The organism is Lysobacter sp. N42 (assembly GCF_004344885.1).
Genome location: NZ_SKFB01000017.1, coordinates 19,022 through 41,427 on the forward strand (window position 1 = coordinate 19,022; position 22,406 = coordinate 41,427).

The following is a 22,406-nucleotide window of genomic DNA, read 5'->3' on the forward strand; positions in this document are numbered from 1 at the left end:
CTGCCCGATCGGCGTCACGCGAAGGGCCCGGCACATGCCGGGCCCTTCGTCGTTGCGGCGTGACGGAATCGTTGAGTGCGCGCGTGGGCCCGTTGCTAGACTGCCGCCGATTTCGGCCACCGGACCTCTCCCCCGATGATTCCACGTCCGCTCGTCTGCGCGCTCGCCATCGCCGTACTTGCCGCCTCCGTTTCCACCGATGCGGCCGCGCAGAGGAGCCGCAAGGCCAAGGCGCCCGCCACCTCGCCCGCATGCACCGACTTCCATGCGCAGGCCAATGCGGACTGGCTGGCGGCCAATCCGCTGCTGCCGGGCACGGCGTCGGTATCGGCCATGGAGCAGCTCGCCGCGCGCGCGCAACAGCAGCAGATCGACCTGCTCACTGCCGCGATGCAGGCGCCGCAGAACACCGTGCAGAAGCTGCTCGGCGATTTCTGGGCGAGCGGGCTGGACGAAGCCGCGGTGGAGCGCGACGGCGCCAACCCGGTGGGCCCGCTGATCTCGCGCATCAACGCGATCCGCCGCGCCAAGGACATCCCGCCGTCGATCGCCGCGCTGCACCAGGTCGGCATCCCGGTGGCCTTCAACTTCGGCGCGGACGTCGACCTCGCCGACACCAGCCGCCACATCGGCTACTTCACCGACGGCGGCTTCGGCCTGCCCGACCCGGCCTTCTACACGCGCACCGACCAGGAAACGCGCGACGTGATGGCGCGCTACCGCGCCTACGTGCAGCGCATCCTCACCCTCACCGGCACGCCGGAGGCGCAGGCCGCGGCCGAGGCGCAGTGGGTGATCGACCTCGAAACCCGCCTGGCGCAGGCTGCCCTGCCGCTGCGCGCGCAGCAGGACCCGCGCGCCGGCCATGCGCCCGTGCCCACGGCCGGCCTGGCCAAGCAGTTCAAGCGCCTGCAGCTGGCGGAATTCATCAAGGCGCAGGGCGTGACCGACGACCAGGTCTCGATGGCCAACCCGGCCCTGTTCACCCTGCTGGACAACCTCGTCGGCTCGCTGCCGCCGGCGCAGTGGAAGGCCTACCTGCGCTGGCGCGTGGGCGATGCGATGGCGCCCTACCTCAGCAAGGCCTGGCGCGATGCGCATTTCGATTTCCGCGGCCGCGTGCTCGCGGGCCAGGCGGCGCCGGCGCCGCGCCAGCAGCAGGTGCTGGACGCGATCAATCTCGCCGCCGGCCCGATGCTGGGCCGCGAGTACGTCGCGCGCCACCTCCCCGCCACCACCCGTGCACGCGCCGAGGAGATCGCCACGCAGGTGCGCGACGCGCTCGTCGCCGCCGTCGACCGCGACCCGCGCCTGGGTGATGCCGCGCGCGCGGAGGCCCGCGCCAAGCTCGCCGCGCTGCGGATCGAGGTCGGCGCCCCGCGTCGCGACCTCGACTACACCGTGCAGCCCATGGGCCGCGGCAGCTTCGGCAGCAACATGCTGATCGCCTCCACCTGGCGCCACCGCGAGGAGATGCGCCGCATCGGCCGCGGCAATGCCGACCGTCGCTGGGACGTGCTGCCGCAGCAGCCCGCGCTCGCCTACGACGTGCCGCAGAACCGCCTGATCGTCACCGCGGCGGTCCTCCAGCCGCCCGTGCTCGACATGACGCAGCCTCTGCCCGCGCAGTACGGCGCGTACGGCGCGCTGGTCGGGCACGAGCTGAGCCATGCCATCGACGCGCGCGGCCGCCTGATCGGTGCGCGCGGCGAGGCGCGCGACTGGTGGACGCCTGTCGAAACGGCCGCATGGGCCTCGCTGGCCTCGCGCGTGGCCGGCCAGGCCGCGAGCCGCGCGTATCCGGGGCTTGCCGGCGTGAACCTCAACGGCAGCCTGGTCGACGACGTGCTGGTCGCCGACATGGCGGGCGTGGAGCTCGCCGAGGCCGCGCTGCGCCGCATGCAGCCGTCAGCCACGGCCGTCGACATGCAGGCCTTCTACACGGGCTGGGCGCGGCTGTGGCCGGAGCAGGTGGCGGTCGACGCGGCCACCGAGCGTGCCGCCACCAGCATCTACCCGCCCGGTACGTGGCGCACGAACCTGGCCCTCGCCAACCAGCCCGGCTTCGCCGCTGCGTTCACCTGCAAGGCCGGCAGCCCGATGGCCCCCAAGCCGGACCAGCAGATCCGCCTCTGGCCCTGAGGCTCCGGCAGCCGGAACGCGAAGGCCGCGGTGATCGCCGCGGCCTTCGTCGTTTTCAGTGGACCGCGCGCAAGGGCGGCCGGCGTCGCCCGCCCGGCGGCGGCCGGCGCCGCCACTGCCGGATCAGCAGCCAGCCGAACAGCATGCCGCCCAGGTGGGCGAAATGGGCGACACCCGGCATCGTGCCGGTCACGCCCAGCAGCAGCTCGATCACGCCGTAGACGATGACCAGCGTGCGCGCCTTCATCGGCACCGGCGGGATCAGCAGCATCACGCGCTGGTGCGGGAACAGCATGCCGTAGGCCAGCAGCAGCCCGAAGACGCCGCCCGAGGCCCCGACGGTGGGGTACGCCTCGCCTCCCATGGACATCGTCGCCGCGCCCACCAGCAGCTGGCAGACCGCCGCGCCGGCCACGCACGTGAGGTAGTAGCCAAGGAAGCGCCGCGCTCCCCAGACATGCTCGACCTGCGCGCCGAACATGAAGAGCGCGAGCATGTTGAAGATCAGGTGCGAGGCCGAGCCATGCAGGAAGCCGTAGGTGACCAGCTGCCAGGGCATGAAGTCCGGCGCCCCGGATTCGCCCCCGCCGAGCGGCCACAGCTCCAGGTATTCGAGGATGCCCCCGGCCTGCGTGCTCTGGAACAGCCACTGGAGCAGGAACATCACGCCGTTCGCGATCAGCAGGGCTTTCGTGGCGGGCGGCAGTTTGGCGAACATCGCGACTCCCCGGGGAACGCGTTCATGGTAGCTGCTGCACCGCAATAAGTGCTGCACGCTTCGCTAACGCGGCGGGCCCCACAGCGTTTCGTCGAGCGTGGGCCGTGCGCGGCGCCCGACCACGCGGCCGCCCGAAACCTCGACGCCCTCGGCGCGCAGCCGCTCGCGCTGCTCCCGGTGGCCGTCGGAGCCTTCGGGGAAGGCGATGCGCCCGTCCGATCGCAGCACGCGGTGCCAGGGCAGGCCGGGCTCACCGCCGGTCGACAGCAGCCGCGCGACCAGGCGTGCGCGGCCCGGCAGCCCGGCACGCCGCGCGACTTCGCCATAGCCCGCCACCTCGCCCGCGGGGATCGCCCGGATGGCGGCGTAGATGCGCTGCGCGGCTTGCCGCGTATCCGGCGTGGCGGTCATGGCGATAGCATAGCCACGACCACGGAGAACCCGATGCGCGACTTCCAGGCCATCCACGACTTCCTCGACGGCGAGGGCTACGACATCCGCCTGGGCGACGACCACGTCATGTGCGTCGAGCTCTCGCTCGAGCAGGGCCGCCGCCACCAGGCCATCTTCCTCAGCCGGCTGGCCGACGAGGACGGCCGCGAGTTCCTGCGCGTGAGCACCGCCGTCGCGCCCATGACGGGGGTCGACGCACGCCGCGCCCTGACGTTCAACTGGGAAAGCCAGGTGGGCTACCTCGCGCTGGGCGACCTGGACGGGGTGCCGCACCTGCAGCTGGTCGAGAACCGGCCGATGGAGGGCCTGGATCTCGCCGAGGTGCAGCGGCTGGTACTGGAGATCGGCGGCCTGGGCGACCGCATGGAGCGCACGCTGTCGGCGGGCGGCGACCTGTTCTGACCGCGCCGACACCGCGGCACGAAAAAAGGCCCGCTTTCGCGGGCCTTTTCGTTTGCCACCGCCGGGCTCAGGCCCAGCCGACCGAGCGCAGCCCCAAGAACAGCAGGTAGGCGATGCCACCCGCCATCGGGATGGTCAGGATCCAGGCCCAGATCATCTTCTCGACCACCGTCCACCTGATGGCGTTCGAGCGCTTGGCGGTACCCACGCCCATGATGGCCGACGAGATGTTGTGCGTGGTCGAAACCGGGATGCCCAGGCCGGACGCCGTGAGGATCACCGCCGCCGCGCTGCTCTCGGCCGCGAAGCCGTGGATGGGGTGCAGCTTCACCAGCTTGTGCCCGAGCGTCTTGATGATGCGCCAGCCGCCCGCCGCCGTGCCGGCCGCCATCACCAGCGCGCAGGTGATCTTGATCCAGGCGTCGATGTCGTTGTTGGCCATCGCACCCGGCGAGGGATGCAGGAAGGCGAGCCAGGCCGGGAGGTTGTCCAGCGTGCCTTCGGCCTGCGCCCCCACGAGCGCGAGCGCGATGATGCCCATGGTCTTCTGCGCGTCGTTGGAGCCATGCGCGAAGCCCATGGCACCGGCGCTGACCAGCTGCGCCTTGCCGAAGAAGCTGTTGACCCAGCGCGGCCGCGCGATGCGCGCCAGCCATCCGCCCTGCCTGGCCATCAGCCCGATCAGCGCGAACAGGATGCCCATCACCAGGAAGCCGGCGGTGAAGCCCGCCAGCGGCGAGGACACCATGGGCACGATGACCTTCCACAGGACGCCGGCGCTCTTGTACCAGGGGTCCTTGACCTCGGACCAGACCACGACCTCCGGGTTGTTCATCGCCGCGGCAAAGGCCGCGCCGACCAGGCCGCCGATCATCGCGTGCGAGGACGACGAGGGCAGCCCCCAGTACCAGGTGATGAGGTTCCAGACGATGCCGCCGAGCAGTGCGCACAGGATCAGCTGCGAGCTGACGGTGACCACGCCCGAGTCGATCAGCCCCGAGGAGATGGTCTTGGCGACCGCGGTGCCCCAGAGGGCGCCGACCAGGTTGGTGAGGGCCGCCAGCGCCACCGCCTGGCCCGGCGAGAGGACCTTGGTCGCCACCACCGTGGCGATGGAGTTGGCCGTGTCGTGGAAGCCGTTGATGTACTCGAAGACCAGCGCCGTGAGCACGACGAGCAGGACGAGGGTGAGCATCGCGGCGTCCCGTCAGGAGTTCTTGAGCACGATCTCGTAGGCGACCACGCCCGCCTCGCGGCAGCGGTCGATCGCCTTCTCGAGGATCTCGAAGAATTCCTTGAGCAGGAACATCTGCAGGTGGTCGAGCTTGCCGCTGTAGATGTCGCGGTAGAGCTCGAGCATGAGGCGGTCGGCCTCGTTCTCGATCGCGCGCAGGCGGTCCGACAGCGCCTTCATCGGCTCGAGCTTGAGCGCCGGCAGCTGGCGGACCATCTCCACCACCACGCCCGCGGCCTGCTCCAGCATCGCCGCACGGGGCGCGAAGTCGATGCCGTCGAGGTGCTGCAGCGCGAGGGAATAGCGGTCCGCGAACTTCTCGACCTGCTTGGGGATCTTGTAAAGCGCCGACCCGAGCGCCTCGATGTCCTCGCGCTCGATCGGGGTGATGAAGCTGTTGACCAGCTCCTGGCTGATCTTCTCGGCGGCCGTGCGCTCGCGCTGGCGCGCGAGCTTGAACGCGTCCAGCGCGGGCTGGCTGGCGCTTTCCTTGAGCATCGCGTGCAGCGCCCGGGTGCTGTCGTGGGCGGCAACCGCGGCTTCTTCGAGCAGCGTGTAGAACTGCTTGCCTTGGCCGAAAATGGTCTGCAGGGAGAACATGCGCGGGGCCCCTCGGTGGGTATGCGGCGAGCCGGCAATTATGACGGTTTCGTGACGTTCCCCGACATGCCTTCACGAAACGGCCCTTCACGCGGCTGCTACCATCGTCCGCCCCACAGCTCCCCTTGCCCGATGGACGACGACCCGGAACCGCGGAGTACCGCGGCCGCCCTGCCCTCCCGCCCCGCCTGGCGCCCGCTGCGGGGGCGTCATGGTTGAGCTGCTCGTCGTCGCCTTCCTGATCCTGCTCAACGGCTTCTTCGCGATGTCGGAGATGGCCCTGATGACCTCGCGCAAGCTGCGGCTCAAGCAGATGGCCGAGGAGAAGGGCGCCGGCGGCCGTGGGGCCCGCGCCGCGCTGGCGCTGGCCGAGAAGCCCGACGACCTGCTCTCGACCGTGCAGATCGGCATCACCCTGATCGGCGTGCTGGCCGGCGTCTTCGGCGGCGAGGCGATCGGGCTGATGATCGCCGGCGCCATCGAGGGCTGGTGGCCCGATGCCCGCGAGTACGCCACGCCCATCGGCCTGGGCACGGCGGTGGGCATGATCACGGCGGCGTCGGTCATTTTCGGCGAACTCGTCCCCAAGCGCCTGGCGCTGACCAACCCCGAGCGGATCGCCGTGGTCGTGGCGCTGCCGCTGGGCTTCCTGTCGCGCGCCGCCCGCCCGCTGGTGCGGGGCCTGGGGACGATCAACCGTGGCGTGCTGCGCCTGCTTGGCGTGCGCGACGAAGGCCGCAGCGAGATCAGCGAGGAGGAGATCCGCCTGCTGGTGACGGAAAGCCACGAGCAGGGCGTGATCGACGCCGACGAGCGCAAGATGATGAACCGCGTGCTCTCGCTGGGCGATCGCGTCACCGAGAGCCTGATGACGCCGCGCACGCGCATCGCGTGGCTGGACGCGGCCGCCCCCCTCGAGGAGAACCTGGAAGCCATGCGGGAAGCGCCGTTCTCGCGCTTCCCCGTCTACCGCGGCAGCGACCAGGACGTGCTGGGCGTGCTGGAGGTGAAGTCGCTCCTGCGCGCGCTGGCCACCGGGACGGTGCCCGAGCTGTTCGCCGAGCTGCGCGAGCCGTTGTTCGTGTCGGAGTCCACGCCGGCACTGAAGCTGCTGGAGATCTTCCGGGAGGAGCAGCAGTCGCTCGCGCTGGTGGTCGACGAATACGGCGACGTCACCGGCCTGGTGACGGTCAACGACGTCATGGGTGCGGTGCTCGGACGTATCCAGTCGGGGGAGCGCGACGAGGCTTCCGCGGGCGTGGTGCAGCGTGCCGACGGCTCGCTCCTCGTCGACGGGGCGCTGGGCACCGAGGAACTGCGCGAGGTCTTCGGCCGCGCGCAGCTGCCGGGCGAGGACGAGCACGACTTCCACACCGCCGCCGGCATGGTGATCGCGCACTTCGGCCGCATCCCGCATGCAGGCGAGCACTTCGTCTGGGACGGCTGGCGCATCGAGGTGGTCGACCTCGACGGACCGCGCGTGGACAAGCTGCTGCTGTCCCCGCTGCCGCCGGCGGAAGACGATGGCGACCAGAGGCCGGCCTGACGTGCCGCCCGAGGTCGGAACACGGGCGCTGCTGGACAGCATCGCCGACGGCGACCCCACCGACAGCCTGCGCCTGGGCGAACTGTTCCAGGGCCTGGGCGACCGCGCCTTCGGCATGCTGCTGATGGCGTCGACCGCGCCGGCGTTCATCCCCATCCCCGGGCTTGCCGGCGCGCTCAGCGGGCCGCTGGTGATGCTCGTGGGCATCCAGTTGCTCGTGCGCCTGCGCCAGCCCTGGCTGCCGGGCTTCGTTGCGCGCCGCGGGCCCACGCGCGGCACGATGGCGCGCATGCGCGACCGGCTGGCCCCCTGGCTGCACCGGCTGGAGCGCGTGGTGCGCCCGCGGCTGGTGGTGATGCTCGACCACTGGCTGGCCGACGTCGTCACCGGGCTTCTGGTGCTGGTGCTGGGCCTGCTGCTCTCGCTGCCGATTCCCTTCACCAACTACGTGCTGGCCGGCCTGCTGCTGCTGTTCGCCCTGGCGCTGCTCGAGCGCGACGGCGTGCTGATGCTGGCGGCGTGGGTGGCCGGGCTGGCCGCCATCGCGAGCTTCGGGGCGCTGGGCGAGACCGCCCTGCACGCGCTGGTGGCGGCGACGCGAGGCGCCTGAGAGGGGATCGCCCGTGCCGGAGCGGCAGAGGCCGCCCGGCGCCCGTCGCTTTGGCTCGGGACACGGGCTCCGCCGCGGGCAGGAAGTGGGCTGTCGTCGAGGCCGACGTGGCTGGACGCACGCTCCCGCCGGGACGATGGCCGCAAGCGCACATCGCTGCGCCGTGCCATGGCGCCGGGGCTGGCCAACCTGCCCCATGGCCCGACGCTGCCGCGGCACAGCGCGCCTTGCAGCCGCGGCCATAGGCGGCCCTGGCATCAGCTGGCGACGGGTTCCCCCAACAGCAGCGCCAGGAACTCGTCCATCTCCAGCGGGTGGCCGAGCCAGTAGCCCTGGGCGAGGTCGCAGCGCCGCTCGCGCAGCAGCGCGAACTGCCCCTCCTGCTCCACGCCTTCGGCCACCACGGTGATGCCCAGCGAGTGCGCCATCGCGATGATCGCGGAGGTCAGTGCGAGGTCATCGGGGTCGCGCAGCGCGTCGGCGATGAAGCTGCGGTCGATTTTGACGCCATCCACGGGCACGCGCCGCAGGTGGCTCAGGCCGGAGAAGCCGGTGCCGAAATCGTCGAGCCAGACTTTCACCCCGAGCGCGCGCAGGCGTGACAGCAGCTGGCCGGCATGCGCCTCGTCGCTGATGACCGCCGTCTCGGTCAGCTCGATGTGCAGTTGCGATGCGGCAAGGCCCGCATCTCGCAGGCAGGCCTCCACCACGCGTGCCAGGTCGCCGCTGCGCAGCTGGCGCGGCGACACGTTGACCGAGACGAAAAGCGGCATGTCCCCGGGCCGGCGTGCATCCGACCAGCGCCGGGCGTCGCCGCACGCGGCGCGCATCACCTGCGGGCCGATGACCTCGATCAGCCCGCTCTGCTCGGCCACGTCGATGAACACCGAGGGCGCGATCACCCCCTGTTCGCGATGGCGCCAGCGCAGCAGCGCCTCGGCGCCGACGAGCGCCCGGTCGGCGACGCGGTACACCGGCTGGTAGACCACCCGCAGCTCGCCGCGCTCCCAGGCGCCGCGCAGCTCGTGCTCCAGATGCATGCGCCGCTCCATCGCCTCGTTCATCGCGCGGCTGTAGAAGCGGTAGCAGTTCTTGCCGGCCACCTTCGCCTGGTACATGGCCACGTCGCCGTTCTTGAGCAGCGCGGTCGCGCCCGCGGCATCGTCGGGGAAAAGGGTCACGCCCACCGACGTGCCCAGGAAGACCTGCCGGCCCTGCACGGTGAGCGGCTCGGCGAGCACCGATACCAGCCGCTCGGCCAGCGCCGTGGCGGTCTGGCGCACGTCGCCCTGGTCGACCAGGATGACGAACTCGTCGCCACCGAAGCGCGCCACCTTCGCCTCGGGCCCGCCCACGTCGGCCACGGCGTTGGAGATGCGCTGGGCGAACTGCAGCAGCACTTCATCGCCGGCATCGTGTCCGAGGCTGTCGTTGATGCGCTTGAAATCGTCGATGTCGGCGAACAGCAGCGCCAGCTGCCGGCCCACGCCGTTCAGGCGCAGCACGCGCGCGTCGAGCATCTCCCGGAAGGCGAGCCGGTTCGCCAGGCCGGTCAGCGCATCGGTATAGGCCATGCGCCGGATCTCGCGGTCGTGGCGCGCCACGCTCTGGCTCATGCGGCCGAAGGCACGGATCAGGTCGCCGAGTTCGTCCTGGCGGCGGCTCACCGGCAGCTCGGTATCGAAGCGCCCGCCCTCGATGGCCCGGGCCGAGTCCGCGAGCTGCGCGATCGGCCGCACCATGCCGCGCTGGATGAGTGCCAGCAGCACGCCGCCCAGGGCAAGCAGCGCGGCCGTCAGCAGGAGGATCGCCAGTAGCTGGCGGTCGCCCAGCGCGCGCACCTGGTCGCGCAGGGTGTCGATGGCCTCGGACTGGAAACCGCGGCCCTGGATGCGGTCGAAGCCGATGCGCACGCCGCCCAGCCGTCCTTCGCCCAGCATCACGGGCGCCGACACGTCCATGATCTCGTCGGTGAGCTGCACGTGGACCTCGCGGCTGCCGATCGCCCCGTAGGCCAGCGGGTCGTCCATGCGCTTGCCGTAGCTGGGGATGTCCTGCGTGCCGTCGTGCAGCACGTTGCCGTCGGCATCGAAGACGAGCACGTAGCGCACGCCCGGCTGGCGCAGCATCGACTGCGCGATCGTGCCGACGGCGTCCAGGTCGAAGTAATACAGCGGGTTGGCCAGGCTCTCGGAGAGCTGCACCACGGTGCCTTCCGCGCGGCTGCGCAGGTTGGCGTCCAGCACCTCGTCGGTGGCCTGGCGCGACAGGCGCTCCACCGCCACCTGCGCCTCCTGCTGGCGCATCCAGAACAGGACCATCAGCGCCGTGACCACCAGGACCGCCAGGCCGACCATGGCGAAGAACTGCGCCTGCAGGCCGATGCGGAGCTTCATTCGACGTCCGCCTTCACCTGCGCGACGCCCCGCCCGATGCGCTCGAGCGCGCGCGCCGACTCGGCGTCGATGGGAATGAAGCGGCTGGTCCCGAAGAACCGCGCGAGCGCCTCGCGCCCCGCCGGGTCGTGCGACGCCCGCAACAGCACCTCGCGCAGTCGCCTGGCCACCCTGGGGTCGAGGTCTCCACGCATCAGCTCCACCGCCCGCGGGTACGGCGGCGTGCGGCCGATGATGACGAAATCGCGGCGGAACGCGGCAGGCACGCGACGCGGGTTGTTCCAGTCGAGGTTGCTCATCACGCCGACGTCGACCAGCCCCTTGTGGACCCACGTCGCGATGTTGAGTTCCGAGCGCGCGAACAGGTAGCCCACGGCCCGCGGGCTGGGCTGGTCGTCGGGCGAGAGCAGGATCTCCAGCGGCATCGCGCGCCCGAGCAGCTCGGCCGCCGGCACGAAGTAGGCGCTGGTCGACGTGGAACGCTGGAAGGCGACACGACGGCCGCGCAGGTCCTCCAGGCGCCGCAGGCCGCGGTCGCGGCGGGCGAAGAAGATGCTGTGGTAGTGGCTCGTCCCGTCCCGCTCGGTCAGCAGCAAGGGCTCGGCGCCGGCGCGCTGCGCCAGCAGCATGGCCGTGCCCGAGGTCTCGGTCACCCAGTCGACGCGGCCCCGGCGCATGTAGCTCGCCATCTGCTGTGCGTCCTTGGCCATCAGGATGCGGCCTTCGCGGATGCCCACCTCCGCCATGCGCGGCACCACGTAGTCCAGCAGCGGCTTGAGCTGGTCGTAGTGCGCCCGCGGGTCGTCGCTGATGCGGCCGAGCACCAGCACGCCGGACGAGCCATCGTCCCCGGCGGCGATCGGGCGCGCGAGCGCCATGGCCAGCAGCAGGCAGGCGAATCGGATGATGCGCGACATCGTTGCGACCGGCGGAGTCCCCCGGCGAAGCCTAGACCAATCCCGGGGCCGCCGATACCACCACGCGCTACGGCCGCTGGCCCGCCAGCCGCGCCATGCGCTGGGCATCGGCGAGCACGCCGCGCAGCAGGCGCACCTCGCGTTCGTCCAGCGCCGCCCGGTTGAAGATGCGACGCAACTTGCGCATCGCGCTCTCGGGCGCGCGGCCCTTGTGGAAGTCGATGGCCTCGAGCGTCTCGGCCAGCTGGGCGTAGAAGCTCTCGAGCTGTTCATGGGAGGCCGGGAGGTCGCGCGGCCCGGCCGGCGCCTGCTCGCCGGCGGCCTCCAGCAGGGCCATCCTCACCTCGTAGGCCAGCACCTGCACGGCCTGGGCCAGGTTCAGCGAGCTGTAGTCGGGATTGGCCGGGATATGGACCGCGAGGTGGCACAAGTGCAGCTCCTCGTTGGTCAGCCCGGTGCGCTCGCGGCCGAACAGCAGGGCGACGTCGCCCTCGCCGCTCCCTGCCACGGCCTGCGCGATGCGCGCGGCGGCGTCGCGCGGGGCCAGCTCGGGCAGCGCCACGCGGCGGCTGCGGGCGGTGCAGCCCAGCACCAGGCGACAGCCCACCAGCGCCGATGCGACGTCCTCGACGATCGCGGCCCCGGCGAGGACGTCGTCCGCGCCGGCGGCCAGCGCGGACGACTCGGCATCGGGGCCCTTTTCCGGGGCGACGAGCACCAGCCGCGCCAGCCCCATGGTCTTCATCGCGCGCGCGGCCGAGCCGATGTTGCCCGGATGCTGGGTTCCCACGAGGACGATGCGGATGCGGCCGGCGGCCGACTGGATGAAATCTGGGGTCATGCCGCCAATGGTAAGCTTCGCGCCCCGCCGCTACGGGCGGGACCGCTCTTTTACACGGCCAGCGCGCCCAAGAATCCCATGCAGAAACCCGCCATCACCTTGATGATCAAGGCCGCGCGCGCCGCCGGCAACGTGCTCCTCCGCCACATGCACCGCCTCGACGCGCTCAACGTCGTCGAGAAGGGCCGCATGGATTTCGCCAGCGAGGTCGACGCGCTGGCCGAGAAGGAGATCATCAAGGAGTTCCGCCGCGCCACGCCCGACTACGCCATCCTCGGCGAAGAGAGCGGCCCGCTGAACTCGGGCCCGCGCGCACGCTACACGTGGGTCATCGACCCGCTCGACGGCACCAGCAACTACCTGCGCGGCATTCCGCACTTCTGCGTGTCCATCGCGCTGGTGGAGAACGGCGAGCCGATCCACGGGCTGGTGTTCGACCCGCTGCGCAACGAGATCTTCCACGCCACCCGCGGCGGCGGCGCGGTGCTCAACGACAAGCGCATCCGCGTGGCCGACCGCAAGGACCTCGACGGCGCCATGCTCATCACCGGCTTCCCGCCGCGCGAGCGCGAGCGCGCGGGCGCGCAGCTCAAGTGCCTGGAGGGGCTGCTGCACACGGCCGAGGACATCCGCCGGACCGGCTCGGCCGCGCTGGACCTGGCCTACGTCGCCTGCGGGCGCGCCGACGGCTACTTCGAGGCCGGCCTCAAGCCCTGGGACATCGCGGCCGGCGCACTGCTGGTGCGCGAGGCCGGCGGCAAGGTGGTCGACTTCCGCGGCCGCCCCACCGGGCCCATGGACAACCGCGGCCTGATGGGCCGGCCGCTGGTGGCCGGCAACCTCAAGGTCTGCGACGAGCTGCAAAAGCGCATCGTCGACAGCGGCTACGCCAGCACGTTCGACGCCGCATAACCCGCGGGCACCGGCGGCGATCGCCGGCCCCAGGAAAAAAGGCCGCATCGCTGCGGCCTTTTTTTCGTGCGCGGCGCCCTCAGGGCCGGCGGGCGAGCGCTTCCTCGTCGCGGGCCTTGGGCAGCAGGTCCTGCTTGCTCACGCCGAACTTCAGCAGCAGCGGGCAGGCCAGGAAGATGGTCGAGAACGTGCCGATCACCACGCCGATCAGCTGCGCCTCGGCCATGCCGCGCAGCGAGCCGCCGCCGTAGAGGTAGAGCGCGAGCACCGTGAGGAACGCCGCGAACGAGGTGATCACCGTACGCGAGAGCGTCTGATTGATCGAAACGTTGAGCACTTCGACGGGGCTGGCGCGCATGCCGCGGAAGTTGTCGCGGATACGGTCGAACACCACGATCGTGTCGTTGATCGAGAAGCCCAGCACCGACAGCACGCCCGCCAGCACGGTGAGGTCGAAGTCGTGGCGCGAGATCGCGAACCAGCCGAGCACCAGGATCACGTCGTGCATCGTGGTGAGCGTGGCCGCCAGGGCGAACTTGAACTCGAAGCGGAACGAGATGTAGACCAGGAAGCCGACGATCACGAAGATCAGCGCCCAGATGCCCTGCGCGGCGAGTTCGGAGCCGACCTGCGCACCGACCTGCTCGCTGCGGAGCACGCTCACCTCGCCCCATTCAGTGCCCAGCGCGGTGCGGACGCGCTCGCCGATGCTCTGCATGCCGCTGGCTTCCGTCGCCTGCGCGGTGTCGGCGGCGCTCGGCTGCAGCCGCACGATCAGCTCCGAGCTGGTGCCCAGCGTCTGCACCTGCGCGCTGTCGAACCCCGCGTCGGCCAGGCGCTGGCGCACCCGCTCCACGGAGGCCGGGCGCTCGGTCCTCAGCTCCACGGCGGCGCCGCCGGTGAAGTCGATGGCGTAATTGAACGTCCCCATCGGCTCGAAGCGGCCACCCGGGAAGGTGTGGTAGAGGATCGCTCCGATCGACGTCAGCACCAGCAGCGCCGCGATCGCGATCGACGCCCAGCGCATGCGCATGAAGTCGATCTTGCTGTCGTAGGGAAAGAGGTTGAACGGTTTCATTGGGACGTCCGTTGGGTCCGGCGGCCGGGAAGCGGGGCCTCCCGGAGCGGGTCAGATCGCGATCGACTGCAGGCGCCGGCGACGGCCATAGATCAGCGTGGCGATGCCGCGCGAGGCCGAGACGGCGGTGTACATCGAGGTCAGGATGCCCACGATGAGCGCCACGCCGAAGCCCTGCACGGGGCCCGTGCCGAAGGCGAACAGCGCGATGCCGGCGAGGATGGCGGTGATGTTGGCGTCGGCGATGGTCCCGGACGCCTTGTCGTAACCGGTCGCGATCGCCGCCTGCGGCGGCATGCCGGCCCGCAGCTCTTCGCGTATGCGTTCGTTGATGAGCACGTTCGCGTCGACCGACATGCCCACGGTGAGCGCGATGCCGGCCAGGCCCGGCAGGCTGAGCGTCGCGCCGAACAGGGACATCACCGCCACCAGCGCGAGCAGGTTCAGCAGCAGCGCCACGCAGGTGATCAGCCCGAAGACGCGGTAGTAGAACAGGAAGAACACGAGGGTGAACCCGAACGAGAACAGCACGGCGCGTACGCCGCGCTCGATGTTCTCCGCGCCCAGGCTCGGGCCGACGATGCGCTCCTCGACGAAGTCCATGGGCGCGGCGAGCGAGCCCGAACGCAGCTGGAGCGCGAGGTCGGCGGCGAACTGGCTGCTCTCCAGGCCCGTGGTCTGGAAGTCGCGGCCGAACACGCCGTTGATGGTGGCGACGCTGATCACTTCCTCGTTCAGGCGCGTCGTGCGCACTTCCCGGCCGTTGACCGTCCGCACCTCGGGGATGCGCTCGACGTAGACCACGGCCATCGGCTTGCCGACGTTCTCGCTCGTGAAGTCGAACATGCGCTGTCCGCCGGCGCTGTTGAGGCGCACGGACACGGCCGGCGTGCCCGTCTGCGAGTCGAACGTGGCCTTCGCGTCGACCAGCTGGTCGCCGGTGGCGATCACGCGCTTGCTCAGCAGCACGGGGCGGCGTTCGCCGTTCGGGCCGACCTCGTAATAGACGCGGGCTCCCGGCGGGACGTTGCCGGTCTCCGCTGCGCTGATCGCGTCGCCGTCGACGACCGCGCGGTATTCGAGCGTCGCCGTCGCACCCAGCACGCGCTTGGCCTGCGCGGTGTCCTGCACGCCGGGGAGCTCGACGATGATGCGATCGGTGCCCTGGCGCTGGATGACCGGCTCCGCCACGCCGAGCGCGTTCACGCGGTTGCGCAGCGTGCTCACGTTCTGCTCGACCGCGTCCAGCGCCAGGCGCTGCAGCTCCGCCGGGGTGTACCGGGCCACGAGCGAGGCGCCGGCGGCCTGCACGTCCAGGCCGGTCTGCCCGCGCAGGAAGAGCTCGCGCGCCCGGTCGGCATCCGCCGCCGAACCCAGCACCGCCACCACGCTGCCGTCCGCGCGCCTTTCGACCGATTCATAGCGGATGCGCGCCTCGCGCAGCTGCACGCGGACGTCCTCCGCCAGCGCCTCGATGCGCTTGTCGCGCGCGGCCTGCTGGTCCACCTGCATCTTGAAGTGCACGCCGCCCTGCAGATCGAGGCCGAGCTGCATGGGGCGGGCGCGGATCCGCTCCAGCCACGGCGGCACCGTGGCCGCGAGGTTGAGGGCCACGACGTAGTCGTTGCCCAGGGCCTCGCGCAGCGCATCGGCCACGCGCACCTGCTGGTCCGCGCCCGGAAGGCGGACCAGCACGTCGTCGGCATCGTGCTCGATCGCCTTGGCCTGCACGCCCGCAGCGCGCAGCGTCTCGCGCACGCGGGTCACGAGCGCCGCGTCGATCCGGCCACCGCGATTGGCGGAGATCTGCACCGACGGATCCTGAGGGAACACGTTCGGCAGCGCATACAACGCGCTCAGCAGCACGACGAGGACGAGGACGACGTATTTCCAGCGTGCGTAGGTCAGCATCGGGATTCCAGCGGCTCCCCGCCGCGTGTCGAAACGGTTTCGGGTCGGATCAGGCCGACTTCAAGGTGCCCTTGGGCAGCACGTTCGAGATGGCGCCCTTCTGGATGCGCAGCTTCACGCCGTCGGCGACCTCGACCGTGATGAAGTTCTCGCCGATGTCGGCCACCACGCCGGCGACGCCGCCGTTGGTCAGCACCTCGTCGCCGCGGGAGAGCTTCTCGAGCATGGCGCGGTGCTCCTTCGCGCGCTTCATCTGCGGGCGGATCATCAGGAAGTACATGACGCCCACTAGCACGATCGGCAGGATCAGCGTGCTGATGCCCGGGCTGGGCGGCGCGCCGGCGGCCTGCGCATGGGCGGCGGGGATCACGAGGTCGATCAGGGACATGGCGCTCATCCAGGCGAAAACGACCCGGGATTATGCCACGCGCGTCGGCCTGCCCCGCCCGGCCGCGCGCGCCGGCCCGTTCAGCCGCCCTCGCCCGCCTGGCGCCGGCGATGGAACTCCGCGCGGAAGGCTTCGAAGCGGCGCTCCTCGATGGCCAGGCGCATCCCGGCCATCAGGCGCTGGTAGTAGCGCAGGTTGTGCAGGGTGCCGAGCATCGGGCCGAGCATTTCATTGCAGCGGTCCAGATGCCGCAGGTAGCTGCGGGTGAAGCCGTTGGCGCAGGCGTAGCAGTCGCAGCCTTCCTCGATCGGCCGCGTGTCGCGCTCGTACTTCGCATTGCGCACGCGCACGGTGCCGAAGGCCGTGAAGTAGTGGCCATTGCGCGCGTTGCGGGTGGGCATCACGCAGTCGAACATGTCGACGCCGCGCGCGACCGCCTCGACCAGATCCTCGGGCCTTCCCACGCCCATGAGGTAGCGCGGCCGGTCGGCAGGCAGCTGCGGCGCGGTGTGCTCGAGCATGGCGTTGCGCTCGGCCTCGGTCTCGCCCACCGCGAGGCCGCCGATGGCGTAGCCGTCGAAGCCGATCGCCTTCAGCCCCTCGGCCGAGCGCGTGCGCAGCTCGTGGTGCACGCCGCCCTGCACGATGCCGAACAGCGCGGCGTCGTTGCGCTCGTGCGCGCGCCGGCTCCGCTCGGCCCAGCGCAGCGAAAGCTCCATGGACCGGCGTACGACGTCCGGATGCACCGGCTTGCCGTCCTTCTGCACCGGCGGGCACTCGTCGAAGATCATAACGATGTCCGAATCGAGCACCTTCTGGATGCGCATGCTCTCCTCGGGGCCGAGAAACACCTTCGCGCCATCCGTCGGCGAGGCGAAGGTCACGCCCTCCTCGGTGATCTTGCGCCGATGCGCCAGCGAGAACACCTGGAAGCCGCCCGAGTCGGTGAGAATGGGGCCGTTCCAGCGCGCGAAACCGTGCAGGCCGCCGTGGTCGGCGATGACGTCGAGCCCGGGGCGCAGGTAGAGGTGGAAGGTGTTGCCGAGGATGATCTCGGCGCCGAGCTCGCGCACCTGCTGCGGCATCACGCCCTTGACCGAGCCGTAGGTCCCCACCGGCATGAAGGCCGGGGTCTCGACCGTGCCGCGCGGGAAGGTGAGGCGGCCTCGCCGGGCGACGCCGTCGGTGCCGAGGAGCTGGAAGGACATGCGGCTCATGGGATCGCCCTGGTGCGGTGGCGCGGCGTGGCGCCCGTTCGATGCGCGGCCGGGTCGACGTGGCCCGGGGGAAGGAACGCGCGCCGCGGAACAGGTGCCCGTGCCGGGTGCGCTTCGCTTGCCCGCGCTACGGACCGGGCCGCGGGAAGAGGAGCATCGCGTCGCCGTAGGAGAAGAAGCGGTAGCGCGCGTTGACGGCGTGCCGGTAGGCCTGGAACACGCGATCCCTGCCTGCGAAGGCCGAGACCAGCATGAGCAGCGTGCTCTGCGGCAGGTGGAAGTTGGTGACGAGCGCGTCGACCGTGGTGGTGCGGTAGCCGGGCAGGATGAACAGCCGGGTCTCGCCCGCGAACGGCGCGAGTTCGGCATCGCCCGCCTCGTCCCGCCGCGTCGCGCTCTCGAGCGCGCGCACCACCGTCGTGCCCACGGCGATCACCCGCCCGCCCGCCTCGCGCGTGCGGCGGACCTGCTCGACCAGCGCGGCGCCCACGTTGATCCATTCGCTGTGCATCACGTGGCGGCTGACGTCGTCCTCACGCACGGGCTGGAACGTGCCGGCGCCGACGTGCAGCGTGACGTGGCCGAAGTCCACGCCCATCGCGCGCAGCCGCTCGAGCAGCGCCTCGTCGAAATGCAGGCCCGCGGTGGGCGCGGCGACGGCGCCGACCTCGCGCGCGAACACGGTCTGGTAGCGCTCGGCATCGTCGGCACCCGGCTCGCGCTGGATATAGGGCGGCAACGGCAGACGCCCGGCATGCAGCAGCCAGGACTCCAGCGGCTCGGGCACGTCGAAGCGCAGCACGTAGAAGCCTTCCTCGCGACCGAGCACGTGCGCGGTGCCGCCGGCATCGAGCTCGATCACCGCGCCTTCCTTCGGCGACTTGCTCACGCCCAGCTGCACGCGGGCGCGATCGGCGCCCAGCAGGCGCTCGATCATGATCTCCACCCGCCCGCCCGTGCTCTTCCTGCCGAACAGGCGCGCAGGGATCACGCGCGTGTCGTTGAAGACCAGCAGGTCGCCCTTGCGCAGCAATGCGGGCAGGTCGCGGAACGTGCGGTCCTCGAGGTCGCCGTCCGGCCGCACCACGAGCAGACGGCTCGCCGAGCGCTCCGGCAGCGGCGCCTGGGCGATCAGTTCGGGCGGCAGGTCGTAGTCGAAATCGGATCGCTTCAAGCGGTTCACGCGCGGAAAACGCGACGGCGCAGGCGTCGGCGGGCCGCACAGTGTAGCGGTCGGCGCCCGCGCCGCCGGGGGTTATCCGCGCGAACGCCGCGTGATAGCATGAACGCAACCTTTTGAATGGAAACGGAAAACGCGTCGCCGCGGCTTTCTGCGCGTCGCTTCTTCCGTACTACGGAGCCCGCCATGTCCCATGCCGCCGCGAACGTCGTCGCCCTCCTCGCCCCCCTGCGCGCACGCGGCGGCAGCCGGCGCACCACGGGGCTGGACGATGCCATCATCGAGCGCTTCGCCGCATCCCACCCGGAGCTGCGCGAGGCCATCGAGGCCGCCGCGGGCGCCTTCGCGCAGGTGGCGACGGAGTTCGGCGACCTGCTCGACCTCGACGAGGAGCAGCAGATCCGCGCCGTGCAGGCGGGTTTCGTCAACTTCTATCCCGACGACGCCGTCAATCCCTACGTCGCGCTGGCCGCGCGCGGCCCGTGGATCGTCACGCTCAAGGGCGCCGTGATCCACGACTCCGGCGGTTACGGCATGCTCGGCTTCGGGCATGCGCCGCCGGCCGTCATCGACGCCATGGCCCGCCCGCAGGTGATGGCCAACATCATGACCCCCTCGCTCTCGCAGTTGCGCTTCGACCGCGCGATCCGCGCCGCGGTGGGCGTCAACCGCGGCGGCTGCCCCTACGAGCGCTTCTTCTGCCTCAATTCGGGCTCGGAGTCGGTGTCGCTGGCGGCGCGCATCGCCGATGCCAATGCCAAGCTGATGACGGACCCGGGTGCACGCCATGCCGGCCGCGCGATCAAGCGCCTGGTGGTCAAGGGCAGCTTCCATGGCCGCACCGAGCGCCCGGCGCTGTACTCGGACTCCTCGCGCAAGACCTACATGCAGCACCTGGCGAGCTTCCGCGGCGAGGAGTCGGTCATCACCGTCGAGCCCTACGACATCGAAGCGCTGCGGCGCGCGTTCGCCGATGCCGAGGCGAACGGCTGGTTCATCGAGGCCATGTTCCTCGAACCGGTGATGGGCGAAGGCGACCCGGGCCGCTGCGTGCCGCCCGCGTTCTATGCCGCCGCGCGCGAACTCACGCGCGAGCATGGCGCGCTGCTGCTGGTCGACTCGATCCAGGCGGGGCTGCGCGCGCAGGGCGTGCTGTCTATCGTCGACTACCCCGGTTTCGAGAATGCCGAGGCGCCGGACATGGAGACCTACTCCAAGGCGCTCAACGCCGGCCAGTACCCGCTGTCGGTGCTCGCGGTGAATGCCCGCGCCGCCGCGCTCTACCGCAAGGGCCTGTACGGCAACACGATGACGACCAATCCGCGCGCGCTCGACGTGGCCTGCGCGGTGCTCGAGCAGGTCACGCCCGCCGTGCAGGAGAACATCCGCGCGCGGGGTCGCGAGGCGGTCGAGCGCCTGGAGGCGCTGCGCGCCGAGCTCGGTGGCCTGATCACCAGGGTGCAGGGCACCGGCCTGCTGTTTTCCTGCGAGCTCGCGCCGCAGTTCAAGTGCTACGGCGCCGGCAGCACGGAAGAGTGGCTGCGCGAGCGCGGCATCGGCGTGATCCACGGCGGCGTGAACTCGCTGCGCTTCACGCCCACCTTCACCATCACCAGCGAGGAGCTGGAAATGGTGGTGTCGATGGTCGGCCGCGCGCTGCGCGAAGGTCCGCGCCTCGAGCAGGCCAACGCAGCCTGACGCGAGGCTCGCGTACCGCCAAGAGGGCCGGCATCCGCCGGCCCTTTTCGTTGCGGTCAGCCCAGCAGGCGCGCGCCCGCGAGCGCGATGGCCAGCAACGAGCCCGCCAGCAGTACGCCCCACGTCAGCAGGGTGCCCCACAGGCGCCCGAAAGAGCTGCCGCCACTGGCGGCGAGCCCCTGCGCATGCAGCAGGCGCGCCAGGAACAGCACGCCACCCAGGACCGCGACCAGGCGGGCATCGAGCCCCGACAGTTCCAGCAGAGCGAGCAGCAGCAACGCGAAGGGCACGTTCTCGACGAAGTTGGCATGCACGCGGATGCGCCGCAGCAGCTCGCGGTCGCCGCCGTCACCCAGGCCGATGCGGCGGCCACGGCGCAGCCGCACGATCGGCATCAGCAGGGCGAGCAGCAGCAGGCCGTGCAGGCCTGCGACGAACAACGTGACATGCGGCATCAGGATCGACCTCCGGTAAGCGCGCGAACGAGGAACCACACGCCCACCAGCGCGGCCACCGCCAGGGCGATGATCCAGGGCCGCAAGCGCATGGCGAGGGAATGGGCGGTGGCGGCGATGTCCACTGCCGGACGCGCGGGCTGCGGCGCCGCCGCGGTGCGCGGCGTCAGCCGCCAGGCACCGTCGCGCAGTTCCACCTTGCCCGCCAGGGGCGGCAGCGTGAACTCGTGCCAGGTGATGCGCACGTCGCCGATCTCGGGCGCGAGCGGGTTGTAGCTGCTGCCCAGGCCATCGCCCTCGGGCTGGTAACGGCGGGCGAAGTGCTCGGGCAGCGCCGAGAAGCCGGGCCGCAGCGGCGTCCACTGGCCGAGCAGGCGCACCGTCGCCAGCGGCAGGGGGCGTCCGTCGAGCGTTACCGAGCCCACCCACCACTGCCGGTTGCGCACGGGCAGGCGCGGCGGATTGCGGTGGGCGGGGTCGAAATCGGAGGAATCGATGGGCGCCGCGTTCCAGACGCGCGCATAGCCGTTGGCATCGCGCCGCCACTGGTACATCTCCACGCGCCGCTCCAGCCCGAACGCGTCCGATTCGACGCCGAAGTCCGGATCGCGCAGCCGGCGGTCGCCGCGCGGCTCGCCCTGGGGTGCGCCCTCCTGGGCGCAGACCGGCCCGGCCAGCAGCGCGCCCAGCAGCAGCGGCGCCAGCAGCCGGCTCATCCGAGCGGACGCGCCTGCAGCGAGGGAACCTCGTGGGTGGTGCCGAAGCGGCCCTCGGGCGACTTCACCACCTTGGCGAGCGCGCAGTCCGGGTCGTGGGTGAAATACAGGTGCACCTCGCGCGCCAGCATGTCCTCCAGGAAGGCCCGCTTCTCGTCGATGAGCAGCTCGGCATTGCGGTCGTAGCCCATCGTGATCGGCACGTGCACCCAAGGGCGGCCGGGGATCAGGTCGGCGCAGAACACGACGCCCCCGTGCCGATGTCCCTGGGGACCGGCCGGGCCGACGATCTCGGCCAGCATGAGGCCCGGCGTATGCCCGTCGCTGAAGTGGAAGCGCACGGCCTCGCCGAGGGTCCTGGAGAACTCGCCGTCCACCAGCTCCAGCCGCCCGGTCGACTCCAGCAGTGCGGGCAGCGCCGGGATGAAGCTGGCGCGGTCGCGGTCGTGCGGATTGCGTGCGCGCTCGAAGTGGCGGCGCCCGACGACATAGGTGGCGTTCGGGAACACCAGCCTGGGTTCCTGGCCCTCGACCCAGGGCGCGAGCAGCCCACCGGCATGGTCGAAATGCAGGTGGGAGAGCACGACCACGTCGATGTCCTCCGGCCCGAAGCCGGCCTGGGCCAGCGAATCCAGCAGCACGTGGCGGTCCTCGACCACCCCGAAGCGCTCGCGCAGCCGGGGCTCGAAGAAGGCGCCGATGCCGGCCTCGAACAGCACGGTCTTGCCTGCCAGCGGCGAGGCCAGCAGTGCGCGGCAGGCCAGGTCGATGCGCCCGTGCTCGTCGGGCGGCGCCCAGCGGCTCCACAGGGCGCGCGGCGCGTTGCCGAACATCGCACCGCCGTCGAGCTTCTGGCTGTTGCCCATGATCGACCAGAGTTTCATGACATCACCTCGCCGGACGGGTGGCGCCATGATCGGCCATCGGCCGGCGAAGGGGAACGCTCGTCACGCGGAAACGGCCGGTCTAGGTGGAATTCCGCCTTGCCACGC

General features: G+C 71.1%; 21 protein-coding genes. 6 read left to right on the top strand and 15 right to left on the bottom strand.

The window, feature by feature from the left end; translation table 11 throughout:
• Window positions 1–135: 135 nt before the first annotated feature.
• A complete protein-coding gene (locus EYQ95_RS17830; protein ID WP_132328811.1) occupies window positions 136–2,142 on the top strand; it encodes a M13-type metalloendopeptidase in 2,007 nt (668 codons plus the stop codon).
• Between the two features lie 55 nt (window positions 2,143–2,197).
• On the opposite strand, the gene EYQ95_RS17835 is transcribed toward EYQ95_RS17830, so the two are convergent.
• Window positions 2,198–2,860, bottom strand: coding sequence for a rhomboid family intramembrane serine protease (locus tag EYQ95_RS17835; RefSeq protein WP_132328813.1), 663 nt, complete (start codon window positions 2,858–2,860; stop codon window positions 2,198–2,200).
• A 63-nt stretch (window positions 2,861–2,923) separates the two neighbouring features.
• Entirely contained in the window at window positions 2,924–3,271 is a 348-nt protein-coding gene (locus EYQ95_RS17840) for an MGMT family protein (RefSeq protein ID WP_132328815.1), read from the bottom strand.
• A 33-nt stretch (window positions 3,272–3,304) separates the two neighbouring features.
• Between EYQ95_RS17840 and EYQ95_RS17845 the strand changes: the two genes are divergently transcribed.
• Complete coding sequence (locus EYQ95_RS17845) at window positions 3,305–3,715, top strand: hypothetical protein (protein ID WP_132328817.1); 411 nt, start codon at window positions 3,305–3,307, stop codon at window positions 3,713–3,715.
• A 67-nt stretch (window positions 3,716–3,782) separates the two neighbouring features.
• On the opposite strand, the gene EYQ95_RS17850 is transcribed toward EYQ95_RS17845, so the two are convergent.
• Together EYQ95_RS17850 and EYQ95_RS17855 are read right to left on the bottom strand one after the other, a co-directional pair.
• Window positions 3,783–4,910 carry an inorganic phosphate transporter gene (locus EYQ95_RS17850; protein WP_132328819.1) on the bottom strand — a complete coding sequence of 376 codons (1,128 nt, stop codon included), beginning with the start codon at window positions 4,908–4,910 and terminating at the stop codon, window positions 3,783–3,785.
• Window positions 4,911–4,922: 12 nt separating this feature from the next.
• Window positions 4,923–5,549, bottom strand: a complete 627-nt coding sequence (locus EYQ95_RS17855) for a DUF47 domain-containing protein (RefSeq protein WP_132328821.1) — start codon at window positions 5,547–5,549, stop codon at window positions 4,923–4,925.
• A 211-nt stretch (window positions 5,550–5,760) separates the two neighbouring features.
• On the opposite strand from EYQ95_RS17855, the gene EYQ95_RS17860 reads away from it, so the two are divergent.
• Both EYQ95_RS17860 and EYQ95_RS17865 read left to right on the top strand, forming a co-directional pair.
• Window positions 5,761–7,095 carry a hemolysin family protein gene (locus EYQ95_RS17860; protein WP_132328823.1) on the top strand — a complete coding sequence of 445 codons (1,335 nt, stop codon included), beginning with the start codon at window positions 5,761–5,763 and terminating at the stop codon, window positions 7,093–7,095.
• On the top strand, window positions 7,073–7,705 hold the full coding sequence (locus tag EYQ95_RS17865; protein ID WP_132328825.1) for an exopolysaccharide biosynthesis protein: 633 nt from the start codon (window positions 7,073–7,075) through the stop codon (window positions 7,703–7,705). Before EYQ95_RS17860 ends, EYQ95_RS17865 begins: the two co-directional genes overlap by 23 nt.
• 257 nt (window positions 7,706–7,962) lie before the next feature.
• On the opposite strand, the gene EYQ95_RS17870 is transcribed toward EYQ95_RS17865, so the two are convergent.
• The 3 genes from EYQ95_RS17870 to EYQ95_RS17880 form a co-directional block, all read right to left on the bottom strand.
• Entirely contained in the window at window positions 7,963–10,101 is a 2,139-nt protein-coding gene (locus EYQ95_RS17870; protein WP_132328827.1) for a bifunctional diguanylate cyclase/phosphodiesterase, read from the bottom strand.
• Window positions 10,098–11,018 carry a phosphate/phosphite/phosphonate ABC transporter substrate-binding protein gene (locus tag EYQ95_RS17875; protein ID WP_370451285.1) on the bottom strand — a complete coding sequence of 307 codons (921 nt, stop codon included), beginning with the start codon at window positions 11,016–11,018 and terminating at the stop codon, window positions 10,098–10,100. Before EYQ95_RS17875 ends, EYQ95_RS17870 begins: the two co-directional genes overlap by 4 nt.
• Before the next feature lie 67 nt (window positions 11,019–11,085).
• Window positions 11,086–11,859 (bottom strand): RNA methyltransferase, encoded by a 774-nt coding sequence (locus EYQ95_RS17880; RefSeq protein WP_132328830.1) that lies wholly within the window; start codon window positions 11,857–11,859, stop codon window positions 11,086–11,088.
• A 78-nt stretch (window positions 11,860–11,937) separates the two neighbouring features.
• Here EYQ95_RS17880 and EYQ95_RS17885 point away from each other — a divergent pair, with 78 nt between their 5' ends.
• Entirely contained in the window at window positions 11,938–12,771 is an 834-nt protein-coding gene (locus tag EYQ95_RS17885; protein WP_132328832.1) for an inositol monophosphatase family protein, read from the top strand.
• Window positions 12,772–12,850: 79 nt separating this feature from the next.
• Here EYQ95_RS17885 and secF read toward each other — a convergent pair whose 3' ends face one another.
• The 5 genes from secF to queA all read right to left on the bottom strand — a co-directional run bounded on the left by secF (window position 12,851) and on the right by queA (window position 18,539).
• Window positions 12,851–13,849, bottom strand: coding sequence for a protein translocase subunit SecF (secF, locus tag EYQ95_RS17890; protein ID WP_132328834.1), 999 nt, complete (start codon window positions 13,847–13,849; stop codon window positions 12,851–12,853).
• 51 nt (window positions 13,850–13,900) lie between these two features.
• Entirely contained in the window at window positions 13,901–15,760 is a 1,860-nt protein-coding gene (gene secD / locus EYQ95_RS17895; protein WP_132328836.1) for a protein translocase subunit SecD, read from the bottom strand.
• Between the two features lie 49 nt (window positions 15,761–15,809).
• Window positions 15,810–16,148 (bottom strand): preprotein translocase subunit YajC, encoded by a 339-nt coding sequence (gene yajC / locus EYQ95_RS17900; protein WP_132328838.1) that lies wholly within the window; start codon window positions 16,146–16,148, stop codon window positions 15,810–15,812.
• A gap of 80 nt (window positions 16,149–16,228) precedes the next feature.
• Window positions 16,229–17,365: a tRNA guanosine(34) transglycosylase Tgt gene (tgt, locus tag EYQ95_RS17905; RefSeq protein WP_132328840.1), complete on the bottom strand. Its 1,137-nt coding sequence runs from the start codon at window positions 17,363–17,365 to the stop codon at window positions 16,229–16,231.
• A gap of 127 nt (window positions 17,366–17,492) precedes the next feature.
• Entirely contained in the window at window positions 17,493–18,539 is a 1,047-nt protein-coding gene (queA, locus tag EYQ95_RS17910) for a tRNA preQ1(34) S-adenosylmethionine ribosyltransferase-isomerase QueA (RefSeq protein ID WP_132328842.1), read from the bottom strand.
• 192 nt (window positions 18,540–18,731) lie between these two features.
• On the opposite strand from queA, the gene EYQ95_RS17915 reads away from it, so the two are divergent.
• On the top strand, window positions 18,732–20,243 hold the full coding sequence (locus EYQ95_RS17915) for an aminotransferase class III-fold pyridoxal phosphate-dependent enzyme (RefSeq protein ID WP_132328844.1): 1,512 nt from the start codon (window positions 18,732–18,734) through the stop codon (window positions 20,241–20,243).
• A 56-nt stretch (window positions 20,244–20,299) separates the two neighbouring features.
• Here EYQ95_RS17915 and EYQ95_RS17920 read toward each other — a convergent pair whose 3' ends face one another.
• The 3 genes from EYQ95_RS17920 to EYQ95_RS17930 are packed head-to-tail and all read right to left on the bottom strand — an operon-like array spanning window position 20,300 to window position 22,298.
• The gene (locus tag EYQ95_RS17920; protein ID WP_132328846.1) at window positions 20,300–20,698 is read right to left on the bottom strand and encodes an MAPEG family protein; all 399 of its coding nucleotides are present in this window, start codon (window positions 20,696–20,698) and stop codon (window positions 20,300–20,302) included.
• Window positions 20,698–21,414, bottom strand: a complete 717-nt coding sequence (locus EYQ95_RS17925) for a TMEM43 family protein (protein WP_132328848.1) — start codon at window positions 21,412–21,414, stop codon at window positions 20,698–20,700. The genes EYQ95_RS17920 and EYQ95_RS17925 overlap by 1 nt, the downstream gene beginning before the upstream one ends.
• The gene (locus EYQ95_RS17930) at window positions 21,411–22,298 is read right to left on the bottom strand and encodes an MBL fold metallo-hydrolase (RefSeq protein WP_132328850.1); all 888 of its coding nucleotides are present in this window, start codon (window positions 22,296–22,298) and stop codon (window positions 21,411–21,413) included. The genes EYQ95_RS17925 and EYQ95_RS17930 overlap by 4 nt, the downstream gene beginning before the upstream one ends.
• Window positions 22,299–22,406 lie beyond the last annotated feature (108 nt).